Origin of the sequence: Clostridium sp. AF23-6LB (genome assembly GCF_003461085.1) — a bacterium.
In the GTDB taxonomy this organism is placed as follows: domain Bacteria; phylum Bacillota; class Clostridia; order Lachnospirales; family Lachnospiraceae; genus Coprococcus; species Coprococcus ammoniilyticus.
Map to the genome: position 1 here is coordinate 127,603 of NZ_QTWK01000001.1, position 23,391 is coordinate 150,993.

22 protein-coding genes are annotated in these 23,391 nt (G+C 40.9%); 2 read left to right on the forward strand and 20 right to left on the reverse strand.

Annotated features, from left to right (window positions below; genetic code table 11):
- Positions 1–13 precede the first annotated feature (13 nt).
- From DWY07_RS00520 to DWY07_RS00560, 9 genes are all read right to left on the reverse strand, one after another.
- Complete coding sequence (locus DWY07_RS00520; RefSeq protein ID WP_021943481.1) at positions 14–520, reverse strand: prepilin-type N-terminal cleavage/methylation domain-containing protein; 507 nt, start codon at positions 518–520, stop codon at positions 14–16.
- Between the two features lie 11 nt (positions 521–531).
- Entirely contained in the window at positions 532–3,363 is a 2,832-nt protein-coding gene (locus tag DWY07_RS00525; RefSeq protein ID WP_117807373.1) for a hypothetical protein, read from the reverse strand.
- Between the two features lie 3 nt (positions 3,364–3,366).
- Positions 3,367–4,710, reverse strand: a complete 1,344-nt coding sequence (locus DWY07_RS00530) for a prepilin-type N-terminal cleavage/methylation domain-containing protein (protein WP_117821927.1) — start codon at positions 4,708–4,710, stop codon at positions 3,367–3,369.
- 51 nt (positions 4,711–4,761) lie between these two features.
- Positions 4,762–5,574 carry a hypothetical protein gene (locus DWY07_RS00535; protein ID WP_117821928.1) on the reverse strand — a complete coding sequence of 271 codons (813 nt, stop codon included), beginning with the start codon at positions 5,572–5,574 and terminating at the stop codon, positions 4,762–4,764.
- A 15-nt stretch (positions 5,575–5,589) separates the two neighbouring features.
- Entirely contained in the window at positions 5,590–7,209 is a 1,620-nt protein-coding gene (gene pilM, locus DWY07_RS00540; protein WP_117821929.1) for a type IV pilus assembly protein PilM, read from the reverse strand.
- Between the two features lie 585 nt (positions 7,210–7,794).
- Positions 7,795–8,199: a prepilin-type N-terminal cleavage/methylation domain-containing protein gene (locus tag DWY07_RS00545; RefSeq protein WP_021943486.1), complete on the reverse strand. Its 405-nt coding sequence runs from the start codon at positions 8,197–8,199 to the stop codon at positions 7,795–7,797.
- Between the two features lie 126 nt (positions 8,200–8,325).
- A complete protein-coding gene (locus DWY07_RS00550) occupies positions 8,326–9,534 on the reverse strand; it encodes a type II secretion system F family protein (protein WP_117807370.1) in 1,209 nt (402 codons plus the stop codon).
- 194 nt (positions 9,535–9,728) lie between these two features.
- Entirely contained in the window at positions 9,729–10,790 is a 1,062-nt protein-coding gene (locus DWY07_RS00555) for a type IV pilus twitching motility protein PilT (RefSeq protein WP_117785447.1), read from the reverse strand.
- Positions 10,791–10,914: 124 nt separating this feature from the next.
- Complete coding sequence (locus DWY07_RS00560; protein WP_117785448.1) at positions 10,915–12,633, reverse strand: ATPase, T2SS/T4P/T4SS family; 1,719 nt, start codon at positions 12,631–12,633, stop codon at positions 10,915–10,917.
- A gap of 147 nt (positions 12,634–12,780) precedes the next feature.
- Between DWY07_RS00560 and sigK the strand changes: the two genes are divergently transcribed.
- On the forward strand, positions 12,781–13,461 hold the full coding sequence (gene sigK / locus DWY07_RS00565) for an RNA polymerase sporulation sigma factor SigK (protein WP_117785449.1): 681 nt from the start codon (positions 12,781–12,783) through the stop codon (positions 13,459–13,461).
- Between the two features lies 1 nt (position 13,462).
- Here the strand turns inward: sigK and DWY07_RS00570 are convergent, their stop codons facing one another.
- The 9 genes from DWY07_RS00570 to mtaB form a co-directional block, all read right to left on the reverse strand.
- A complete protein-coding gene (locus DWY07_RS00570; protein WP_117785523.1) occupies positions 13,463–14,701 on the reverse strand; it encodes a U32 family peptidase in 1,239 nt (412 codons plus the stop codon).
- Positions 14,702–14,809: 108 nt separating this feature from the next.
- Positions 14,810–15,472: an O-methyltransferase gene (locus tag DWY07_RS00575; protein WP_021943455.1), complete on the reverse strand. Its 663-nt coding sequence runs from the start codon at positions 15,470–15,472 to the stop codon at positions 14,810–14,812.
- Entirely contained in the window at positions 15,469–15,879 is a 411-nt protein-coding gene (locus DWY07_RS00580) for an endolytic transglycosylase MltG (RefSeq protein ID WP_021943456.1), read from the reverse strand. Before DWY07_RS00580 ends, DWY07_RS00575 begins: the two co-directional genes overlap by 4 nt.
- A gap of 61 nt (positions 15,880–15,940) precedes the next feature.
- Positions 15,941–16,276 (reverse strand): YlbF family regulator, encoded by a 336-nt coding sequence (locus DWY07_RS00585; protein WP_117785451.1) that lies wholly within the window; start codon positions 16,274–16,276, stop codon positions 15,941–15,943.
- Positions 16,277–16,337: 61 nt separating this feature from the next.
- Positions 16,338–18,002 (reverse strand): ribonuclease J, encoded by a 1,665-nt coding sequence (locus DWY07_RS00590; RefSeq protein ID WP_021943458.1) that lies wholly within the window; start codon positions 18,000–18,002, stop codon positions 16,338–16,340.
- A 4-nt stretch (positions 18,003–18,006) separates the two neighbouring features.
- A complete protein-coding gene (locus DWY07_RS00595) occupies positions 18,007–18,279 on the reverse strand; it encodes a DUF1292 domain-containing protein (protein ID WP_008403031.1) in 273 nt (90 codons plus the stop codon).
- Positions 18,280–18,297: 18 nt separating this feature from the next.
- On the reverse strand, positions 18,298–18,735 hold the full coding sequence (gene ruvX, locus DWY07_RS00600) for a Holliday junction resolvase RuvX (RefSeq protein ID WP_021943459.1): 438 nt from the start codon (positions 18,733–18,735) through the stop codon (positions 18,298–18,300).
- Positions 18,736–18,790: 55 nt separating this feature from the next.
- A complete protein-coding gene (locus DWY07_RS00605) occupies positions 18,791–19,054 on the reverse strand; it encodes an IreB family regulatory phosphoprotein (RefSeq protein WP_021943460.1) in 264 nt (87 codons plus the stop codon).
- Between the two features lie 152 nt (positions 19,055–19,206).
- A complete protein-coding gene (mtaB, locus tag DWY07_RS00610; protein ID WP_117807367.1) occupies positions 19,207–20,520 on the reverse strand; it encodes a tRNA (N(6)-L-threonylcarbamoyladenosine(37)-C(2))-methylthiotransferase MtaB in 1,314 nt (437 codons plus the stop codon).
- Between the two features lie 113 nt (positions 20,521–20,633).
- Between mtaB and DWY07_RS00615 the strand changes: the two genes are divergently transcribed.
- Positions 20,634–20,870 carry an HPr family phosphocarrier protein gene (locus DWY07_RS00615; RefSeq protein ID WP_021943462.1) on the forward strand — a complete coding sequence of 79 codons (237 nt, stop codon included), beginning with the start codon at positions 20,634–20,636 and terminating at the stop codon, positions 20,868–20,870.
- Positions 20,871–20,966: 96 nt separating this feature from the next.
- On the opposite strand, the gene thiI is transcribed toward DWY07_RS00615, so the two are convergent.
- Both thiI and DWY07_RS00625 read right to left on the reverse strand, forming a co-directional pair.
- Positions 20,967–22,154, reverse strand: coding sequence for a tRNA uracil 4-sulfurtransferase ThiI (gene thiI / locus DWY07_RS00620; RefSeq protein ID WP_117807366.1), 1,188 nt, complete (start codon positions 22,152–22,154; stop codon positions 20,967–20,969).
- Between the two features lie 89 nt (positions 22,155–22,243).
- A complete protein-coding gene (locus tag DWY07_RS00625; protein ID WP_117807365.1) occupies positions 22,244–23,389 on the reverse strand; it encodes a cysteine desulfurase family protein in 1,146 nt (381 codons plus the stop codon).
- Positions 23,390–23,391 lie beyond the last annotated feature (2 nt).

The window sequence follows — 23,391 nt, forward strand, 5'->3', positions numbered from 1 at the left end:
GCTTCACCCCTCCTCATGATCCTGTGTAATGGCTGCCTGTTGCCTGATTCAGTGTTACCTTTCCAACGGCATCATTGGATCCGTCCTTATAAAAGGTATATACACCACTTCCGGTTTTTACAGAACCATCTGACTTATTAAACTTAATGATCATAGATGAAACTTCACTTCCTGCGGAAGAACCATTATTTGAATAGTAAATCGTTACACGATCCAGAATCTCACGATCCTTTGAAGTATCTTCTGTGAAATCCGATCCATTCTTGCTCTTACCATATACCAGGTTATATTTTCCATCTACTTTTTCCAGTTTCATTGCCCAATCGCTTTCCTGTGTTTTTGTCAGGGACTGCAGAGTTGACAATTCCTGATTGAACGACTCCTTTGATGAAGTCGCACGAGCTGTCCGTATCGAAGAAATCGACACTGCCGCAAGTCCTGACATAACTGCGATGATAGCAAGAACAATAATCAATTCAACAAGGGAATATCCGGAATCATTTTTTATTTTTCTTATCATATTCACCCCTCCTACTCTACATTCTTCTTCCAGTTCTGGAATGCAAGAATGTCGCTATAAGAGATGTCTGATAAGCTTGAACCAGAAACCTCTGAATTGTTTTTATCGTCTACTTTAACATAGTTCTTTAAGATCTCTCTTGTGATCAGACTCAGATCTTCTACATCACTCTTGGAACACTCTTCCAGTACAGTTGCTGTAAAGGATGCGTCTGCTGAGATATCTACGCTGCTGTTACAGATAATCTTTGCACCTGATATGATCATTCCTCGGAATGACTTTACACTCTTATCAAATGTTACATTACCACCACAGATAACGATACCCTGTAAAGCACCATCAGCGGCTGTGGATTTTAATGTTACATCATTTGCATTGATGATAACAACTGCATTTGTCTCTGGCTCTACCTTGTTGATACTAAGATTTTTGGAGAAGATCTTATCATAATCAACATATTTGGTAAGAGGTGTCAGACTGTAGTTGTAATCAAATGTATCAAGGTTCTTTCCGTCAGATCCTTTGATCGGAGCGTATGTGTATGTACTTCCGTTCTTTGTATATCCGGCCACTTCCCATGCAGAAACATCTGTATCTGTATCATCCTTTTTATCTACTACAGACAGATGATCTTTCATATTGATATACATATAATTGATCTGATTGCTGACCTTCTCCTCTTTGCTAAGAGTGGTCTGATCACCAAGTGCCTCTGAATTCTTTTTAATATCTGCAAATGTATTATTATTCTCTGTAATACCCTTATTACCAAGTAACACTGAGAATGTCTTTGATCCTGTTGCATTTTTTAATGCTGTATCAACCTGCAGAGATGTATCTGCAGATGCCTTAACAAATAATGAATTGTCACTGTTCTGAGCAGTTACAGCTCCACTTGTTTTGATCTTGCTTCCATCCACATCACCATCTTTGCTTGGCAGAAGTAATTTAACTTCAAAATTTTCATAGTTAGCAACATTGTACAATTTCTTTTTCGTTTCATCGATGCCTGTGTTTAAGAGATCATAATACTTCTCTACAAACTCCTCAGCATCGTTTACTCCATCCTTATCTTTATCGCCATCCTGAATGTACAGATAATAATAATCATGTCCGGAAACTGTCTCCTTGATTGCTTCTACAATATAATTATTAGATGTGAGCTGTTTTACGAAATCAGTATACAGCTTGTTAATTTGGACATCATTTGAAAATGTCTTAGGGAACTTTAATGTTACATGTGTATAACCGTTCTCATCCACAACCTCAGTATTATCATACAGATCCCACTGTGTCAGGAAGATCAACTGATTGGACTTAACATCAAGAGACTGACCGGTTGAATAATCGTTTAATGCTGTGAATGCATAATCAGAATCTTTCGTAAGACCAAAGTTTTTTCTTTCTTTCTCATCTGTGATCGTATTTGCTGCGATCTTGGAGAATTCGATATAGGACTTACCTGCAATATACAGAGATTCCAGACTTGAAAGATCCAGAGTTGAATTCTTTCCATTGACAATGATTGCACTGTCACTGAAGTGTGATTTTAATTTGAATCCTGTTGCAAGGTTACCGGATGTACGAAGAAGGTTAATGCTTCTTACGTCATCTGCTGTATAGCTGTATCCAAAATAAGTTCCTCTTGTAAATGTAAGCTCAGATTTCTCTGCATTCAGCTCTGTATCATCATATACATAAGCATTTGCTGCCGCTTTGATCTGTCCGCCCTCATCGCCTCCGATGATGATGTTATCGGTCCAGAGTTCTGATAACAGGGATGTACGTCCTGAAAGATTAATCTTCGCACCATCAAAAGCTGCGAGAGATCCTGAGTTAACGATAATATCGGAATTCAGTGTCAGATTCGCTCTGTCACCCTGTACAAAGATACCGGAATATGCACTCTCATCTGTTGATCCCCATTTGGTTTCAACTGTACGGCTGTATTCATTTGTTACCTTTGTATCTGTTTTTCCATTATAATCTTTATTGTAATAGTCAGAAGCAGTATAAATGTTACCCTTTATATTTACTTCTGTGTCTGCTGCTGTTCCGGATACCTGAAGTCCCATATCAGCAAGCAATGCGTAATTATATAAGCTGTCACTGTTTGCACCTGCCATATCAAAAGAAACATTATATTCCGGTTTCTTTAATACAAGATCTGTTGTGATCGTCTGTACATAAGTTCCAGGCGCCATTGCTCCGCTCGCGGAATCTGTGCTGCTTAATGTGATTGTACGCTTTACACCAATATTTCTGAATGTAATCTCTTCGATATTATTCTCATCGATCGTATTGGCACTTGCTACACCTGTAACTTTTCCATTCTTTCCAGCTACATATTTGATGTACTTTTCACGACCTTCTTTATCCTTGAATACAATTCTCAGATTGTCACAGGCAAGTGATACATCCGGATCTGTAATATAGCCCTTTAAGGTTTCGATCAGAGTTGGCATATTGCTGAATGTCTTATCTGATTTGATACCCTGCATAAAGAACTGCTTAAACAGATCATTCGCTTCATCTTCTGTCAGATTGTTATACTGACCATCCTTGTAATACACAACAATCTCAGCCGTTGTCGTATACGCGGAATACAAATGCTCATTTGTCGCTGCACCAATTCCGGCATATATCTCATCCATGGCTTTTTCAACACTGTAAAAGTTATTCAGGGAATTCAGCTTATAAAAACGAAGTTTATATGCCAAAAGAGTTCCCATTAACAATGCTGACACCAGTATGCTTAAGAAAGTTGCTGATACAATAACAAGGACAAAACTCGAGCCGCGGTTATCCGCTAATTTAAGCTTGTTTTTTAACTTTTTCAGCATCTCTTATTTCCCCCTTGTTCCTGATACTTCTGTCTTATTGCCATCACTATCTGTCAATGTAACATGAATATCATACAGGTATGTTTCATCACTTGTATCATCTGATGTGTTCTTAACTTTAATAGCAGTTGCATCTGTTTCATCATACTCAGTTCCGAAGTTTGAATATGCCTCAATCTTTCCCTTTGTATCATCACCAGTGCGGTTCACATATACCTTAACAGAAGATGGTGAGCTTGTATGACTAGTGCTCTGGTAAACCAGACTGTCAATACTGCTTACGCCAAGTGTATCGCAAATGATCTCCTCATATTTCGGATCAATTGAAGCAATTGTTTCAAATAAGTAGATCTTTGCTTTTTCATCATCAGCAAGTCCTGATGTCTCAACTCTGATATAATCATTATTACAATATACACCATTACACACTGCAGGTGCATATAACAGATAGATTGGAGGAAGTGTCTTGTATTCCTTCTGATATACAATTCCCTCTCCATATTTTCCATCCGGTTTATAGGTATCGCTTGCAATTCCATTCGCGTATGCCTTAATGATAGGATTAAACGATGGTTTATCCTGATATTCTACAAAACACTGTACCATATAACCGGATAAAGTCTTTGAAACCTTAATCGTGGTTGTTTTCTGGAACGAATCATTATCCAGATAGGTAGCACCGGACAGATACTGATTATATAAAACGGAATTTCCCTTTAAGATATCCACTTTCACATCTTTAAAATATGCCGCTGCCTGATTATCCAGACTGTTTCCTTCTATACCACTGGTTGCTCCCATATAGGTTGCTCCAGCAATGATCGCTGACTGCTTGTTATCAAGATTACGTACTGTACCAACACCTGATGTAAGGCGGACATACTCAGAACCGTCTTTCTTCAGGTCATTTGTATTGGCATCCCATACATATCCCTTTGTTGCAACTGCATGCGCAATATCATTTACAGTTACTGTGCAATCATACTTCTCGTATTCTCCCCCGAGCGATATTCCACTGCATGAATATGTATTAATGTGATAATCTACAGTTCCCGCACTTTCCGGGAGGGTATAAGTCTGTGTCTGGGAATCATCCAGACCAAACTCATAATTACCTGTAGAATTGCCATCAGGGATACTGATGGCACTTTCTTTCATATTTGCAGTTTTAAAGCTTTCCATGATCTCTTCAGCTTTTTCAATCGCATATTGTTTCTTTGTTGACTTCGTATTGACATTGATCGCTGAAATCAACTGGGCGGTAAGGGGAGCAATTAATATAGCAAATACTGCTACAGCTATGATTACTTCAATCAAGCTAAAGCCTTTGTTATTATTCTTTGCCATTCTTACTTCTCACTCCGTTCAAATCGAATCTACGGGTTGCAAGTCTACATCCTACTGATTGCTATCTGTAGTTGTAGTTGTCGTACTACTCTTTACGGTTGGATTTCCGAAAATGTTATCTTTACCGGTTTGAACATTTACGTTAACCTGATCTGTGGTTCTGTCTCCACCTGTAACAGCATATTCAGAGAATGACATATCTCCTGTGTAATCACCAGTCTCCTCATCAAATGCGATTGAGATAGAGTCAACTGTCATACGGAAATCGCTCTTCTCGATGTAATCAACAACATCTTTAACAGACTTATAAGAACCTGAATATGTAACCGGGAAGCTTGCTGAATAGCAGTTGAAATTATTTTCTCCTGCTACTGCTGCAGTAGCATCTGTGCCAGCGACTGCAGTCTCTGTTGTAGCTGCTGTTGTAGCTGCTGTAGTATTTGCATCTGTAGAAGCCGTTCCTGTTGCTGCACCATCTAATGTAGCATCACCAACAGCACCGGTTCCAAGTGTATAGAAGAGCTGTTCCTCTCCCATTGATACATCTGTGAAACGGAACTTATATTCGTCCTTGATCCCCTGTAAATACATGATTGTATTTTCCTGATAGATCTCTGATGGGAATTCTGCAAGGATTGCTTCATATTCTTTCTTATAGTTTTCTGTATCCTTGATGTACTGATCTCTGTTTACATCTTTTGCTTTCAGGCTGTTATAATAAACCTGCTGTTCATCCTTCTTTGAAACAAGCTCTTTACGGTCATCAAAATTGCTTAATGCCACAAATCTGATCGGCACAAATAAAATAACAACACCGAGTAAAAATAATAATAAATTTCTTTGTCCTTTTGTCATTGCATCCATGTTCTATGCCCTCCCTTACTCAGCTAATGTAGCATCTGTTTCAGTTGTATCAGCATCTGCCGCTGATGCGTCAACATAGATACACGTTACTGTGAAATCATATGTTATTTTACCTGTGTCTTCATCTACATTTTCTGTGATACTTCCAATGAATGAGTTATCAATACAGTCAATTTCTTTTAAGCTGATCGCAAGTCCTGCAATATCATCATATTCTGCTGCTGTTCCTGAAATTGAAACACCTGTTGAATCGGATTCAAATGCTGTGATATCAGTTTCCTTTGGCATCTTCTCTTCCAAAGCCGTGATAAATGTTACAACATTCTCATTCAAGTTCTTTGTGTAGCTGTACATGCTCATGGCATCAACATAAACGCTTTCTGCATTTTCATAATCCTTTACGATCGTCTCAATATCCTGGATAGAAGCGATCTTCTTATTTACATCATCCAGCTCTGTCTGTGCCTGATTCTTTAATACAAATGACACAGCCGTTAATCCGCCTGCCACTAACACAGCCAGGATCAGGAATGCAACTACCAGTGGAGTTGTATCCATCTGACCTTCCTTCTTGCCGGAAGCTCCGCCTTCTGAAATTGTGAATCCCATAGGTGCAAAAGCAGCACCGATTGGAACCATAAGGTATACAGGATTATATATCTTCAAATCAATCTTTGGGTCAAATTTGATATTGAATAAACTGTCCATAACTCTTGTTGAAACATTGAGCTGTACCTTGAAAAGACCATCAATTCCCTTGATCAGGGCGCCATCACCTGTCAGGAATACATCATCGATCGGCTTATCAGGATTCTTTGATGCAAAGAAATCCATTACACGGCCAATGTTGTTGATCAGGTAACGGAAAGATCCTGTGATCGCATTATCATCAAAATCAACCGTGATCAGTCTTTCATTCTGGAGTAATGTCATTGCTGTTGTAGCATCAACACCCTTTGCATCCATTACTTCATTTACAACAACATTGGTACCATATGGTACAGTTCTCTGTAACAGAAGGATATCTCCTTTTACGATATTAAGTACAGTAGATTCGCTACCTAACTGGATTACCATAGTCGTCATGTTCTCGCTGGTCTGTGTTTTGATCAACTGCAACATGGCATTTCCAATGTAATCAAGAGCAACTACCTTCAGTCCTGCAAGTGCTGCAACTTCATAATATGAACGAACCATACTGGTTGGTGCTGCAACTGCAAGAACTCTTAACTGTTTGTTATTTTCTTCATCAGTAACTGTCTCTAATACAGAATGGGATACTGTGTAATCCTCTATATTAACAGGGAAATACTCTGATGAGTTCGCATTAATAATTCCTTTAATTTTGTTTTCCTTAACGAAAGGTACAAGAACCTCTCTGTTAACGATCTTTGTAGAGGTAAGAACGAATATTGCGTTCTTGTTAGTGATTCCGTTTGCAGCAAGCTGTGATTTGATCGCCTCTGCAATTCTTTCCTTGTCTCTAATGAAACCATCTTCATAAGCATCTTCCGGTGTCTCGAAGATGATGGCATTATGAACTGTGGAAGTCTTTTTTTCAGAAGCTGTTACTTCTGTAATAGTAATACTTTCATTTGTGATGTCGATTGTTAAGACTTTGTTATTACTCGCCATTTTAAATAGCCTCCCTCGCTAATCAGTAGTTTTTTGTGGAATATGTATATTCCAATTGCCTGAGTACCAGCCTACAAGCTGTTCACCCCACTTAAAATAAAATACAATATGCCTGTATGTACAGGCTGAAAGGTAAACAATCTGTCACCTTTAATCATAAGCACACGGATGATTGACCCGTTCATCTTTCATGCCTATTTTTCAGTTTCCAGCTTCTTTTGTAAGCCGGCTGCCGCCATTAGTTCAATGCCGTTGTCATTCGCGTTTCTTCTTTCTACATTTATTCGTTTCAGACACAAACAATATAAAACCGCTGACTGCAAAATAGTCACTCGTATGTTATATAAATCTCTTCTTATTATATAAAGCTTATATAAAACGTGTGACCATGAAAGAGATGCCAACATGCATATTTTTCATACATGTTGACGTTCCATGTTGTTAGACAATTTTGAAGGGCGACAAACAAGATCGAAAAACGAGGATTCTTACCAACTTATTCATCACCCTTCTGATGTCTGACTGATGTAATGATTATCTGTTTAACATCAGATCCTTACATCTGTTCACTATGCCCGCCTTTTATTATGGCTGAGGTGAAACCTGCTGAGAACCAGCTTTAACGATAACTGTGTTACCAGCTACATTGATATCAACTGTGAATTCATTTCCTTTGTCGAAGTACTTTGAAGTAATTGTGCTGTTACCAAGAATGCTGCTGATCTCTGTGCTGAATGCACCGTAGCTTGACTTCAGGTCTGAAACGCTTGCGCCTGTAACGCCTGTTCCGATTGCAACCATTGCATCTTCATCTGACATAGCTGTCTGACATGCTGTACGGATTGTATCAGCATTTGAAATATCAGCACTTCTTCTTGACTTGTTGATGTACTTGATAAGGGCTGGTGCAAGAGCACCTGCAAGAATTGCCATAATAGCGATTACGATAATTAACTCTACTAATGAGAAACCTTTGTTGTTCTTCTTCATAATTGTTCTCTCCTTTTAAATTGATATTCTTTGTTGTTTGTTGATGCATCTTCCGATGCTATATTAAAACCAGCATCCTCGTACTGCCGGATCTAATCAATACTATAATATGTAACAGGACTTGTATTAGTACTGGTCAAGTGCACTGTACATACTCATGATAGGACCGTATACAGCCGCAACGATCATTCCTACGATACATGCAAGGACTACCATAATCAATGGCTCCATCGCTGCTGTCAGCTTGTTTGTTGCCTCTTCTACTTCTTCATCGTAGTAGTCAGCAACCTTACTGAGCATCTCCTCAATATCACCGGTTTCTTCACCGATCTTTGTCATGGCAGAAAGCATTGGTGGAAGCATCTCCATATCCTTTAATGGTTTGGAAAGTGGAATACCTTTTGCTACCTGCGTCTTGGCATCTAACAGACCATCGCGGATGATCTTGTTATCCATCATCTTTGCCACCTGTTCAACAGCATCGATCATGGAAATACCGGATGCCATCAGTGTACTCATTGTTCTTGCAAATCTGGAACATGCTGACTTGATCGTCAGGTTACCAAAAATCGGCATCTTGATCGCCATATTCGCGAAAAGCTGTTCGCCAACAGAACTTCTCTTGAATGCCTTGCAGCCAACAACGATAGCTGCAACGATGATGATCAGCAGCCACCACTTATGTATAATGAAATTACTTGCCGCTACCATAATTCGTGTTGCCAGCGGAAGCTGTGTTCCCATCTCCGCAAACATACTTGAGAAGTTAGGGATAACCATTACCATTACCACGATTACTACGATGATCATAACGATGAATACTACGATAGGATATGTCATCGCACCCTTGATCTTCGCCGATAACGCATTATCTTTTTCAAAGTGCTCTGTCAGTCTGTCGAGGCAGACCTCCAAGTTACCGGATAACTCTCCGGCTGCGACCATGTTGATCATGATCGGTGGAAATACCTCTGAGTTTACACGAAGTGCATCTGCAAGCGTTCCACCCTTTTCAACATATGTCTTTGCATCCATAACTGCTCTCTGCAGTGTTTTGTTTTCTATCTGGTCTCCCATCAGTTCCAGTGCTGATATAATCGTAACACCAGCTCTTATAACTGCTGAAAACTGTTTACAGAAGACTGCCAAATCTTTTGATTTTACCTTCTTCTTAATCAAACCCCCTGAAAATGGACTGTTCTGCTCTGTCAGGCTCATGATCGCATAACCATCTGCCTTCAGCTTCTTCTCCGCTCCATCTCTGTTCGGGGCCTCAATGGTACCTTTTTTATTCTTACCATTTTTGTCAACAACCTTGTAGTTAAATACTGCCATTGTTTCTCCTCCGACCCTGTCATATTTCTTCTTTTTTGTAATAGTTTTCTACTATTACCAGCTAAAAGTGCACGTAAATTCACGGACTTTTACATATACTATACTTGTTATATTACTATATTTCTCAACCACATTCAATAATTTCTTATGATTGCAGTTTTTTTTGTAAGAATTGCACAAAAGGATTGTACATCTTATTGTCCGTTGATCTTCTTTCTGAGATACTGCTGATCCTGTGCATATGTCATAGCCATCTCTCTGGTGATCGTGCCGGACGAGAACAGATCATACAATGCATCATCCATTGTGATCATTCCGAGCTGTCTGCTGGTCTGGATCGTCGACTGGATCTGATGTGTCTTCGCTTCTCGTATCAGGCTTCGGATCGCCGGTGATGCAAGCATTACTTCAAATGCTGCAACTCGTCCCTGTCCGTTCGCTGTCGGAAGCAGTGACTGGGAAATAACACCTTCCAGTACCATCGCAAGCTGTACTCGTACCTGTTGCTGCTGGTTTGTCGGGAAGATATCGATAATACGGTCGATCGTACTTGCCGCACCGATCGTATGCAGAGTCGAGAATACCAGGTGTCCGGTCTCGGCTGCAGTGATCGCTGTTGAAATCGTTTCAAGATCTCGCATCTCTCCTACAAGAATAATATCAGGATCTTCACGGAGCGCTGCACGAAGAGCATTCGCATAACTGAGTGTATCCATACCAACTTCTCGTTGATTAACGATTGCCTTGTTGTGATGGTGAATATACTCGATAGGATCCTCCAGTGTAATGATATGATCGGTCAGGTTTTCATTTGCCTTATTAATAATAGAAGCAAGTGTTGTTGATTTACCGGAACCGGTAGGTCCTGTTACAAGTACCAGACCTCTCTTTCTCTTATATAATTCAACAACCTCTCTCGGAATACCGAGCTGATCTGGTCTTGGGATCTGTGTTTCTACTCGTCTGTATGCCGCAGCCATATTACCACGATCCATATATACGTTTACACGGAAACGACCGGTTTCTGGTGAATCGAATGAGAAATCGACCTCACCTCTATCTTTTAAAATTGCTACATGTCTCTCTTTCATCGTTGCTCCGATTGCTTCAGCCGCATCAGCCGGTGTAAGCGGAGGAACTTCAACTTCTGTCAGTCGTCCATTGATTCTGAGTTTCGGTGGTATGCCTACGGCAATATGTACATCCGACGCTTTTGCCTCAACCGAGAATGCCAGGAGCTCTTTCATATCCAGCATACTGTTTCCTTCCTTTCTTTGTTGCATTCATAATTTCAATTTTATTTTTACAGAGCCTGATCACATATTCTTCTCTGCTAAAAATCTTTTTTATCCACGCCGGTTTATCACCGGACCGGATCTTTTAATATTCATCACCTGTTGTATATACGATCTTCTTCATCTCTGACATGGAAGTAATTCCATTCAGCACATGTTTGGCAGCACCCATCTTCAGAGTAAGCATACCTTCTGCAAGTGCCTGTTTTTCAATCTTATCCGCTGTCGCTCCGGTCGAGATAACCGCCTGCAGTGCTTTGGATACCGGCATCATCTCGTATACACCGATTCGTCCTGAATAGCCTGTATCATTACACAACGGGCAGCCAGACGGCTCATAAATGATAACATCTTCTTCATCCTCCGGCACGCCGAGTACTATTCTCTCTTCATCTTCTACGAGACGAGGCTGTTTGCAGGTCGGGCACAGTCTTCTTACAAGTCGCTGTGCAATAACACCTACAACCGCATCACCTACAACATAAGGTTCGATTCCCATATCTTCCAGACGGGTGATCGTACTTGCTGCTGAGTTTGTATGGAGTGTTGATACAACCAAGTGTCCTGTGATAGCGGCCTGAACCGCGATCTGAGCAGTCTCACCATCTCGAATTTCTCCGATCATTATGATATCTGGATCCTGACGAAGAATGGATCTTAAGGCTGCTGCGAATGTCATATCTGCTTTATTATTTACCTGTACCTGGTTAATACCATTGATATTCGCCTCGACAGGGTCTTCTACTGTGATAATGTTTACATCCTCTTTGTTCAGCTCACTTAAGGATGTGTACAGTGTCGTTGATTTACCGGAACCGGTAGGTCCTGTTACAAGGATAATTCCGTGTGGATTACTCAGGATTCCATCAAATACCTTGATCTCATCCTCATCCAGACCAAGTCCGCTCTTCGGTTTTGTAAGTCCGTCCTTGGAGGTAAGTCGCATAACCGTCTTCTCTCCATATACAGTCGGAAGGATAGATACACGGACATCAAACTCTCTGCGGTCTACAAAGATCGTGATACGACCATCCTGTGGTTTTCTCTTTTCTGCAATATCCATACCACCGATGATCTTGATTCGGGCTGTGATACCCGCAAGAATACTTAAGTCGTAGGACATAACCTGTTTTAATGCACCATCGATCCTGTAGCGGACACGGACACTGCTTTCCAATGCCTCAATATGAATATCGGACGCTCTCTGTCGAACTCCGCCTTCTATGATCTGTTTTACAAGCAAAACGATAGGAGAATTATCTATATCTTCATTTACTTCATCTTCATCTCCGCCGCCAAGTGCATCTGCCTGTTCCTGACGATACATCTCAGCCGCTTCCATTGCTTTGGAGCTTCCGTAATACTTGCCGATGGCATCATTGATCTGATCCTCTGTTGCAAGCATAGGCTCCACCTGCATATTGGTTACAAGTCCAATATCATCGATCGCATTGATATCCATCGGATCTGACATAGCAAGTTTTAAAATATTCGGGTTATCCGGATCGATCTCGATAGGAATAACTTTATATTTTGCTACCATATTCTCCGGAACCAGATGAAGCACCTTCTCTTCTATCTTTGCTCCCTTTAATTCTATGTAATCAATGCCAAGCTGCTGTGTCAGAAGCGTTATCAGAATCTCATTACTGATCATACCAAGATCAACAAGAACATTTCCGAGTTTTCCGCCATTCTCTTTCTGATATGCCAGAGCCTCCTGTAACTGTTCTTCTGTAATAGCTCCTGCCGCTACGAGAATATCACCTATTCTAATCTTTTTACGACCCATTCCTAATCGCATACCGGTCTGTCCCTCCTACATTTCTGAAATATACAAGCATTACTTACAGAGTATAGCACAATCTAATAAAAAATTAAACATTTTGAACAGAATTTAGTCAATTTTTTTAAATTTTTTTCACATTTTACCAATTTTATTTTTTGGGATATGCACTTTTTCCACATTTTAATCATAAAATATATACAAATCGCTAGGGGTCTATTTTCTATGCAGGCATTTAAAAAACCCCTTTTACCGGATCAGGAAGAATATTATCTGAAATTATGCAGGGCAGGGGATGCCGATGCGCGGCGGATTCTGATCGAATCCAATATGCGTCTGGTCGCCCATATTGCAAAAAAATACATTGGAACCGCTGACAATGATGATCTGCTCTCCGTCGGAACCATCGGTCTTATCAAGGCGATCGATTCCTACGACCATGCCAAAGGCAACCGTCTGGTCACATACGCTTCCAGGTGTATCGACAACGAGCTGCTCATGATGCTCCGTCACTCCAGAAAATACGCCCGCGAAGTCTCCCTGTTTGAACCGATTGGTACCGACAAAGAAGGAAATGAGATCAATCTGATCGACATCATCAGTCAGGATGAAGCAACTATTCTGGATTCTATGGTGCATGCTTACCACATAAACCGTCTTCCATACTGTCTGAAGCACTGTCTGTCCGAGCAGGAAGCCAGCCTTATCATCCGTCGTTATGGTCTATACGGTCACCCTCCACGCACACAAAAAGAGATTGCCAGCCAGATGGGGATTTCCCGTTCCTATGTCTCCAGGATCGAAAAACGGGCATTACAGAAGATCCGCAGGCAGCTTGAAGCCTGACCTATTCCGAAAGCTCCTGCCGTCTGAGTATCATTCCCGCTGATACCGGGCGGTCCAGTTTTACATACAACTGCATCTTTGGATGCGGTGCTGATTCCATCGGTTCCATCCGGTCATTGTAGATCTCCTCAACCCGGCAGACCGTATTGGTTCCATCAAAGTTCATACATTCTATCTCTTCTCCGACCGAGAATTTGTTTTTCTGTTCAAATGCAACCAGTCCGTCCTCTGTAACCTCCTGTACATTGCCTATATAAGTACAGTTTTTAATATATGTGTTATTATCATAGATCTGAGAATCCTGATCTGTTTTTCCAAAATAAAATCCAGTTGTAAACTGACGGTATGTGCATTTTGCAATTTCTGATTTATAATATTCCATATTTGACCGGTACAACTCCGGAGATTCCATATAGTCATCAATTGCTTTACGATAGGTTCTTGCTACCGTTGCAACATATAGTGCCGTTTTCATTCTTCCCTCAATCTTAAAGCTGTCAATTCCGGCATCGATCATTTCCGGGATATGCTCAATCATACAAAGATCTTTGGAATTAAAAATATAAGTACCCCTGTCATCTTCATTGACCGGCATGTACTCGCCCGGTCTTGTTTCTTCTACAATGTGATACTTCCATCTACATGGATGTGTACATGCTCCACGATTTGCATCTCTTCCTGTAAAATAACTGCTAAGCAGGCAGCGTCCGGAATAGGAAATGCACATTGCTCCATGCATAAAGGACTCAATCTCCATATCCTCCGGAATATGTTCTCTGATCTGTTTAATCTCCACAAGTGACAGCTCTCTGGCTGTGACCACTCGTTTTGCCCCCATATTATACCAGAAGTTATACGTCAGGTAATTCGTGTTATTTGCCTGGGTGCTGATATGAAGTTCCATATCAGGCATGGTTTCCTTTGCCAGCATAAAAATACCCGGATCTGATACCAAAACCGCATCGACACCGGTATCCTTCAACTGCTCAAAATATGCCTTCATTCCTTCAATATCATAATTATGTGCAAATATATTTGCTGTCACATATACCTTTGCATTCTTTGCATGCGCATATTTCACAGCCTTTTTCATTTCTTCAATCGAAAAATTATCTGCTTTTGCACGAAGTCCATATGCCTGTCCGCCAATATAGACTGCATCCGCACCATAATCTACTGCAACCTTTAATACCTCAAGACTACCTGCCGGAACAAGCAGTTCCACTTTACGTTCTGCCATATCTTTCAAAACCCTCTTCTTTTCTTTCCGTACAGATGACATCACCTTTTAGTCTGTTGCCATCCGCCTGTTAATATCTTCTTGTTTTTTCATTGATCCACTACTTTTTCAATGATCCTTTTTATCAGCCGTTTTTTTCACCGATAGGCTCATTCCATCTCCTATATTCAGGATGGCTGTATCCAGCCGTTCATCATGCTTTAATTCATACAGATATTCCCGCATTCTGGCATGAATTGTCCGGTTTCTTCTGGTTACTGCAAACCGCGATTCCAGTACATCTCCATCCTGCAGCACATTATCACATAGCAGGATTCCTTCCGGCGCAAGTAAAGGAACCACCTTCTGGAAAAAGCTTCCATACTGACCTTTTGCAGCATCCATAAAGACCAGATCATATTGATCCGACAATGTCGGCAGGATCTCATTTGCATCTCCCTCTAACAGAGTGATCTTCTTTTCTGCACCTGCCAGCTTTATATTCTCTTTTGCCCGATCAATTCTCGGCTGATAGTTTTCAATTGTTGTGATATGTCCACCCTCTGCAATAAACCTGCTCATAAAAATAGCAGAAAAGCCTACCGCAGTTCCTATCTCCAGTATATTTACCGGTTTCTTCATTCTCAGAAGAAGCCTGATAAATTCTCCGGCCTCTCTTCGTATGATAGGAACCCCCTGCTCTTCTGCTTCTTTTCTGATAGCAGTTATTGCATCATCATAGTCATTGTTGAATGAATTTATGAAGGATGCAATTCTCTCATCTGTTATCATTTATTATCTCCACTTTTCTTACTGTCACTATCCAGAGTTCCACCTGTTATGATCGTTATGATCTCATCATTTGTATAACTTGGTGCGATCTCATATGTTCCAGGTTTTATCTTTGCTGCATAAGATCCGATTCGGATACGCACCATCAGTGCATATGCATTTTTTACAACTCCGGCATCATCCAGAGTCTCGCATACATCCTTGATCGAAGAATCCGGCAGAACTGTGACTGTGACTACCTTTGTATCAGATTTATCCTTACAGCTATTGCTGGCAAATACATCATAGGCAAAGCTAAAGCCAAACGCAAACACTTTCACAAGTATAAACAGGATAAATACATTTACCAGTAAGCCTATCGCAAACCGCAATATCCGTTTCATTGTTACAGCACTATCTATAGCCATATCTGTTCTCCTTATCTTACGGTGTCCATCCAGACACTTCTCGTAACTGTTTTATCATATCCTACTGCTTTATGTCAACATCCAGACCATCTGCAATCTCATCATACATCGTTTTCAACATCCTGCACAGCTTTCGTTCTGCCCGAAGGAAATCATTCACGATCGTGTCGTGAACGATTGCGTCATACTCCTCAAACAGTGCAACCACCTCATCGTATGGATTATCCACAGAGCCACGGTTCTGGATCTCTGAATTTCTTTTCTTGAATTCATTCAGTCCCCGGAGAAGATCCGGATGTTCATACAGCCGTTCACGGCAGGTCAGATAATTTCTGTAGAATTCTGACTCCTTTATCGTTTCATTCAGTTTTTTGCTGAGTTCAACAACATCACTCATGTCTGTTTCCTCTTTTCTTCTTAACCTGCATCTGTGCATGGACACTATTTTTCAGGACAATTTATACTTCGGTAATGATTGGAAGGATCATCGGGCTTCTCTTCGTCCGCTTCCAAAGGAATTCACTTAAGGAATCCTTGATGGTTGTCTTGATCTTGCCCCAGTCGGTAATATTCTTCCGCAGGCATTTCTCCAGTGCTTCTTCTACTACGGCACGGCAGTCTTCCATCAATGTTTCCGATTCTCTGACATATACAAATCCACGGGAAACGATATCCGGTCCTGCAATCAGGTTATTGCTGTATTTATCGAGTGTCACTACGATGATCAGAAGACCATTCTGCGACAGAAGTTGTCTGTCTCTTAAAACGATATTTCCAACATCTCCAACTCCAAGTCCGTCAACAAAGACTCCCTGTGCAGGAACTTTTCCGGTTACTTCCAGTTTATCCTCACTGACTTCCAGAACATCTCCTGTTGTCAGGATCTTGATATTCTCTTTTGGAATACCCATCTCCTGTGCCAGCTCTGCATGGCGCTTCAGATGTCTGTACTCACCATGTACTGGTATCGCATATTTTGGTTTTGTGAGTGCATAGATCAGCTTCAATTCCTCTCTGCATGCATGTCCGGATACATGTGTATCTTCAAAAATTACATGAGCACCTTTCATTTCCAGCTCATTGATCACCTTGAATACCGCTTTTTCATTACCAGGGATCGGGTGCGAACTGAATATGACCACATCTCCCGGCATGATAGAGATCTTATTATGGATCGATGCTGCGATCCTTGATAAGGCAGCCATGTTTTCACCTTGGCTTCCTGTCGTGATCAGAACCAGCTTCTCATCCGGATAATTCTTGATCTGGCTGATATCGATCAGCGTGTTGTCCGGTATATCAATATATCCGAGTTCAGAAGCTGTACTGATGATATTCACCATACTTCTTCCTTCGATGATTACTTTTCTGCCATATTTATATGCCGAATTGATAATCTGCTGCACACGATCTACATTCGATGCAAATGTAGCAATGATAATACGATGATTCTGATTATCATTGAACAGATTATCAAAGGTTCTTCCTACTGTCTTTTCTGACTTTGTAAAGCCCTCACGTTCTGCATTTGTGGAATCTGCCATCAGTGCCAGAACGCCTTTTTTTCCAAGTTCCGCAAAACGTTGGAGATCGATCATGTCTCCAAATACCGGTGTATAATCAATCTTGAAATCTCCGGTATGGACAAGCAGTCCTGCCGGCGTATAGATCGCCAATGCTGCGGAATCAGCAATCGAATGGTTCGTCTTAATAAATTCTATCCGGAATTTTCCAAGAATGATATTCTGTCCATATTTTACAACCTTACGTCTGGTGTTGTTCATCAGATTATGTTCTTTCAGTTTATTCTCGATCAGTCCCATCGTAAGCTTTGTTGCGTAAATCGGCATATTGAGTTCTTTCTCAATGTAAGGAATGGCTCCGATATGATCCTCATGACCATGGGTAACCACAAGTCCTTTGACTTTGTCCGCGTTTTCCTTAAGGTAAGTGACATCCGGTATTACAAGATCGATTCCTAACATATCGTCCTCAGGGAATGCCAGACCGCAGTCAATGACTATAATAGAGTCCTCATACTCTATTGCAGTAATGTTCATTCCAATCTGTTCCAATCCGCCCAATGGAATGATCTTTACTGCATCACTATTCAATTTTTTCAATGTTCTATACCTCCAAATCTACGTCCTCTAGCAGTTCTTCAAATATCTTCATAACTGCTTCTAATTCTTTGTCATCTTCAACGATATCAAACGCTGCCATCTCACCTTCACTGTCTGAAGCATTCTCCTTCAGGATCAGGAAAGAACCATCATCCTCATCGTCTCCATCTTCTGTAACAAGCAGGTAATTCACTCCGCCAAGAGTTGTCTGCTCCATAACAGAAAAAGCAACCTCATTGCCATCTTCATCTGTAAATACTATGCTGTCGTTTTCCATTCTGTTTAATCCTTTCGACTATTCTGTCTGCCCTTCATGAGCCTGACTATCAAGATAATTCTGCAAAATAACCGCAGCAGCCATCTTGTCCACATACTGCTTCCGGTTTTCTCTTCTGACTCCGGTATCCATTAAAATCCGTTCTGCTTCTACCGTAGAGAGTCTTTCATCCCACAGGATCACTTCCAGGCCTGTCCTGCGTTCCAGATCTTCTTTAAACTGTTCGGTCGCTTCTGCCCGTTCTCCAATCGTATTATTCATATTCTTCGGATATCCGAGAACGATCCGTTCCGCCTGATATTCTTCAATGATACTCTCTATTCTCGCAAGTGTCTGTCGAAGCTTGTTTGCTGATTTTCTTTCTATTGTTTCAAGTGGCTGTGCCGTGATCATCAGCGCATCACTGACCGCAACTCCTACTGTCTTTGTTCCGTAGTCCAATCCAATTATCCGCATACTCTTATCCTGTTCTTCTCTCTACCTGATTCGATTATTCTGATGCACTCTTCATCTACTTGATCAGATTATTCTTGATGTAATCTTCAAACAGAACTTCAATGATCTCATCCCGTTCTGCCTTCATGATCAGACTTCTTGCATTCTTATAGCTGGTGATATATGTAGGATCTCCACTCATAATATAACCAACAAGCTGGCTGACCGGATTATATCCTTTTTCTGTCAAAGCCTCATAAACCTGTCCAATGATCTGTGTTACATCTATTGTATTATCTTTCAGTTGTGCAATATGTTGTGTATTTTCTCTATTATTCATATACTCACATCCTTACTTTTATCAAGTGCCATCGGCATCTTTGCAAAAAAATCTTACCCTATAATAATATAAAATCACGCAAAATTCAACCTAAAGCCGCATATTTGTATATGTTCCACGCAATTCATGCATAATTTTCCCCCACCGGCTGTCTATTCCATGCCATATGGAATCTGCACTATATGATTGATGATATCCACTTCTCGTCCACAAATCCTATGCATACATTCTTTCTCTACAAAAATATCTATATAGCGTTCTGTATGTCCACGGTATCCGTCTTTTCCATTTCTCCGGACTTTTTCTTCAATCAGAACCTCCAGAGTTTCTCCCCGAAAAGAAGCTTCATATGCATGTTTGTTCTTTTCAGATAATGCCAGCAGCACATCGCTCCTCTGATTCTTGATCTCCGGTCCGATCTGATCCCTCATACCGGCCGCAACCGTTCCCTGTCTCGGTGAAAATTTAAATATATGCATTTCATACAGATTAAGTTTCGTCAGGTAGTCAACCGTTTCCTGAAATTCTTCATCCGTTTCTCCCGGAAAGCCTACGATCACATCTGTTGTCAAAGCCGGGCGGTCAAATGCCTTACGAAGCATCTCACATTTTTCAAAGTATTCTTCACAAGTATATTTCCGGTTCATCCGTTTCAATACTGTATTGCAGCCACTTTGCAGGCTTAAATGGAAATGCGGACATACCTTTTTATTATCCACAATACGATCTATAAATGTATCTGTAATGATACCCGGTTCCAGAGAACCAAGACGGATCCGTTCAATTGATTCAATTTTTGAGATTGCGTCAATTACATCTGCGAGTCCTACCTCATTTTCCTTATCATTGCCATAAGATGAGATATGGATACCTGTCAGAACAATCTCTTTTACTCCGGTCTGTGCCAGACGTTCTACTTCTTCTGTAATCGATGCAAGCTCCCGGCTCCGGATTCTTCCTCTAACGTACGGAATAATACAATAAGAGCAGAACTGGTTACATCCATCCTGAATCTTCACATATGCCCGTGTATGTTCTAAGGTACTGTTGATCGTAAGCGGTTCATATTCCTTTTCTGCCGCAATATCGAGCATGCCTTCGTCCGTCACTCCGATCTCCAGATAGTCTTCAAGGATCTGCACAATGTCCTTCTTTTTATTATTTCCGATGATAATAGATATCCTGTCATCTTCCATCAGCTTATCTTTTGCCGCCTGCACATAACAGCCCGCTGCTATTACAACCGCATCCGGATTCAGCTTCTTGGCTCTGTGTATCATCTGTCTGGACTTTTTATCTGCCATATTGGTAACAGAGCATGTATTTATCAGATACACATCTGCTTTTTCTTCGAAGGAAACAGCCGTCATACCAGCCTCTTTTAAGAGTTCGATCATACCATCTGTCTCGTATTGATTTACCTTGCAGCCCAGTGTCAGAGGGGCTACTGTTTTTCCCTTCAACATTCCTTATTTTTCCTTTCTTATTATTGACTTTTCCCTCTCCAAAAGATATTATAAATATATAAACATCCGCGGTCATTATGACTCCGGATAATCTAACTTTTAGGAGGGCAATCATGAAAGCATTAATGGTTTCTTTAAATTCAATCGATAAGGTAAAAGCATTCTGCAATGAAATTGCAAAATTCGACGCAGAATTCGACCTCATCTCAGGACGTTATGTTATTGATGCAAAATCAATTATGGGTATATTCAGCCTTGATATTTCAAAGCCAATTGAATTAAACATTCACGCTGATGACAAGGATCTTGCTGATATTCTTGCAGCAATCAAGCCTTACGTTGTTGAATAATCATAACCGCCTATTTGCATACATACAGAATGCCCGTTCCGACAGTCATTCTGCATAAAAAAGCTTGCCGCCTTTGTAGTGGCAAGCTTTTTCATCTTATCTCTGTGATCTGCACATTACAGTTTCTACAGACTCTAACGCTTTTTCATATAACGGTTCGATAATACCGGCAAGCTTTGCTTCCGATTTCTCGATCGCAGATAATATCGGTTTTGTTACCGGGTGCTTTGCTACAAATGTTGTACAGCAGTCCTCATAAGGAAGGATCGAAGTCTCATAGGTTCCGATTTTCTCTGATATGTCAACGATCTCCTGCTTATCCAGTCCGATACATGGACGGAATACCGGCAAAGTACTGACATCATTGATAACAGCAAGACTGAATACCGTCTGGCTGGATACCTGCCCGATACTTTCTCCCGTCACCGTACACTGACAGTCATTTCTCTTTGCCAGCTCTTCTGCTATCTTGATCATATAACGCTTCATAATGATCGTAAGTTCCTCGTGCGGACAGTTATCATAGATTGCCATCTGAACATCTGCAAAGTTTACAACATGTAACTTGATCGCACCTGCATAATCCGCAACCAGACACGCCAGATCAATTACCTTTTCTTTGGCACGTTCACTGGTAAATGGCGGTGCATGAAAATATACCGCTTCCATCTGAACTCCACGTTTTGCAATCATATAAGTTGCAACCGGGCTGTCAATTCCACCGGATAATAATGCCATTCCCTTGCCATTTGTACCAACCGGAAGTCCTCCCGGGCCTGGAATCGTGATCGAATAAATATATACCGTCTTCCGGATCTCTACATTTATGATCTCATCCGGTTCATGAACATCAACGGAAGTATCCGGAAATGCCTCTAACAGATAATGACCAAGCTCCGCATTTACCTCCATTGAGGTCATAGGATAGCTTTTATCATTTCTTCTTGTATTTACTTTAAAGGTAAAGTTCTTCTTACGATATGCCTGATCCACATATGCGATCACCTTTCCTTTGATCGCTTCAAACGATGTATCCTCCTCTACCACGATCGGGCAGATTCCAACGATACCGAATACCTTGGTCAGTGCATTCACTACATCTTCATAATCATAGTCTGATTTTGCTTCAATAAAGATCCTTCCCTGTTCCTTGCGGATATAAAAATCACCATAATTTTTGATCTTACGATTAATGTTTTTTACAAGGATATCTTCAAATATATACCGGTTTTTTCCTTTTGTACCGATCTCAGCATATTTGATCATAAATGCCTTATACTGCATATACTTCTCTCAACCTCCAATTTTCATCCTGTTTATTTATTCTTCACCTGTTTTTTACTATTATAAACAAACTTTCCATTCGTTTGATACTACTTTTTTCTGACATATTTTCTATAAACCGGCAGGATCTCCTCTATCACATCTGCTGCATAGTCTGCCTGTTCCACTGTGTTCTCTGCCGAAAAACTGAAACGGATCGTGGATTCCAACCGATTCTTCTGCAAACCGATCGAAGACAATACATGGCTGACTGCCGGTTTATTCGACGAACATGCCGATCCGGAAGAAACATAGATTTCCCGTTCTTCTAATGCATGCAGCATCACTTCGCTTCGAACACCAACAAATGATACACTTAGGATATGTGGTGCTTCCCCTTCATTGATATATACATCCGGAAGTGTCTTTAGTCGTTCGGTCAAACGGTCTTTTACCGCCCGCATACGAACAATTCTGGCTTCCAGATCTTCATAAACTATCTTTGTTGCCAGTCCAAATCCTGCAAATCCCGGAACATTTTCTGTACCTGACCGCATTCCATCCTGCTGTCCGCCGCCGTATATGATTGGCTTCACCTTCGTACGGTTCTTGATAAACAACGCTCCCGTTCCTTTTGGTCCATGTATCTTATGACCACTTACAGACATCAGATCGATACCCATCCGTTTCGGGTAAATGTGATATTTGCCAAATGCCTGAATCGCATCCACATGAAAGAGCGTCTTCGGATTCTTTTCTTTGATAATCTCTGCAATCTCCTGAATCGGCTCTACTGCACCAATCTCATTATTTACATACATAACAGATACAAGGATCGTATCCTCATTCACTTCCTGTTCTAATTGTTCCAGATCCACGATTCCCTGGTGATCTACATTCAGATATACAACTTCAAATCCAAGACTCTCCAAAAATGCCATCGTACTTGATACGGATGCATGTTCCACCTTAGAAGTTATAATCCGGTTACCACTTCTTTTATTCGCAAGTGCCGCTCCGATCAACGCAAGATTATTAGATTCCGTTCCACCGGAAGTCAGCACGATCTCTTTGCTGTCTACCTTCCATTCTTTTGCAAGAATCTCTTTTGTCTCCTTGATATAGTGTCCTGCATCCAGACCTTTCTGATGCAAGGAAGAAGGATTTCCATAATCTTCTTCCATTAATTTTACTACCAGATCTTTCACTTCCGGAAATACCTTTGTTGTTGCTGCATTATCAAAATATGCTTCCATCT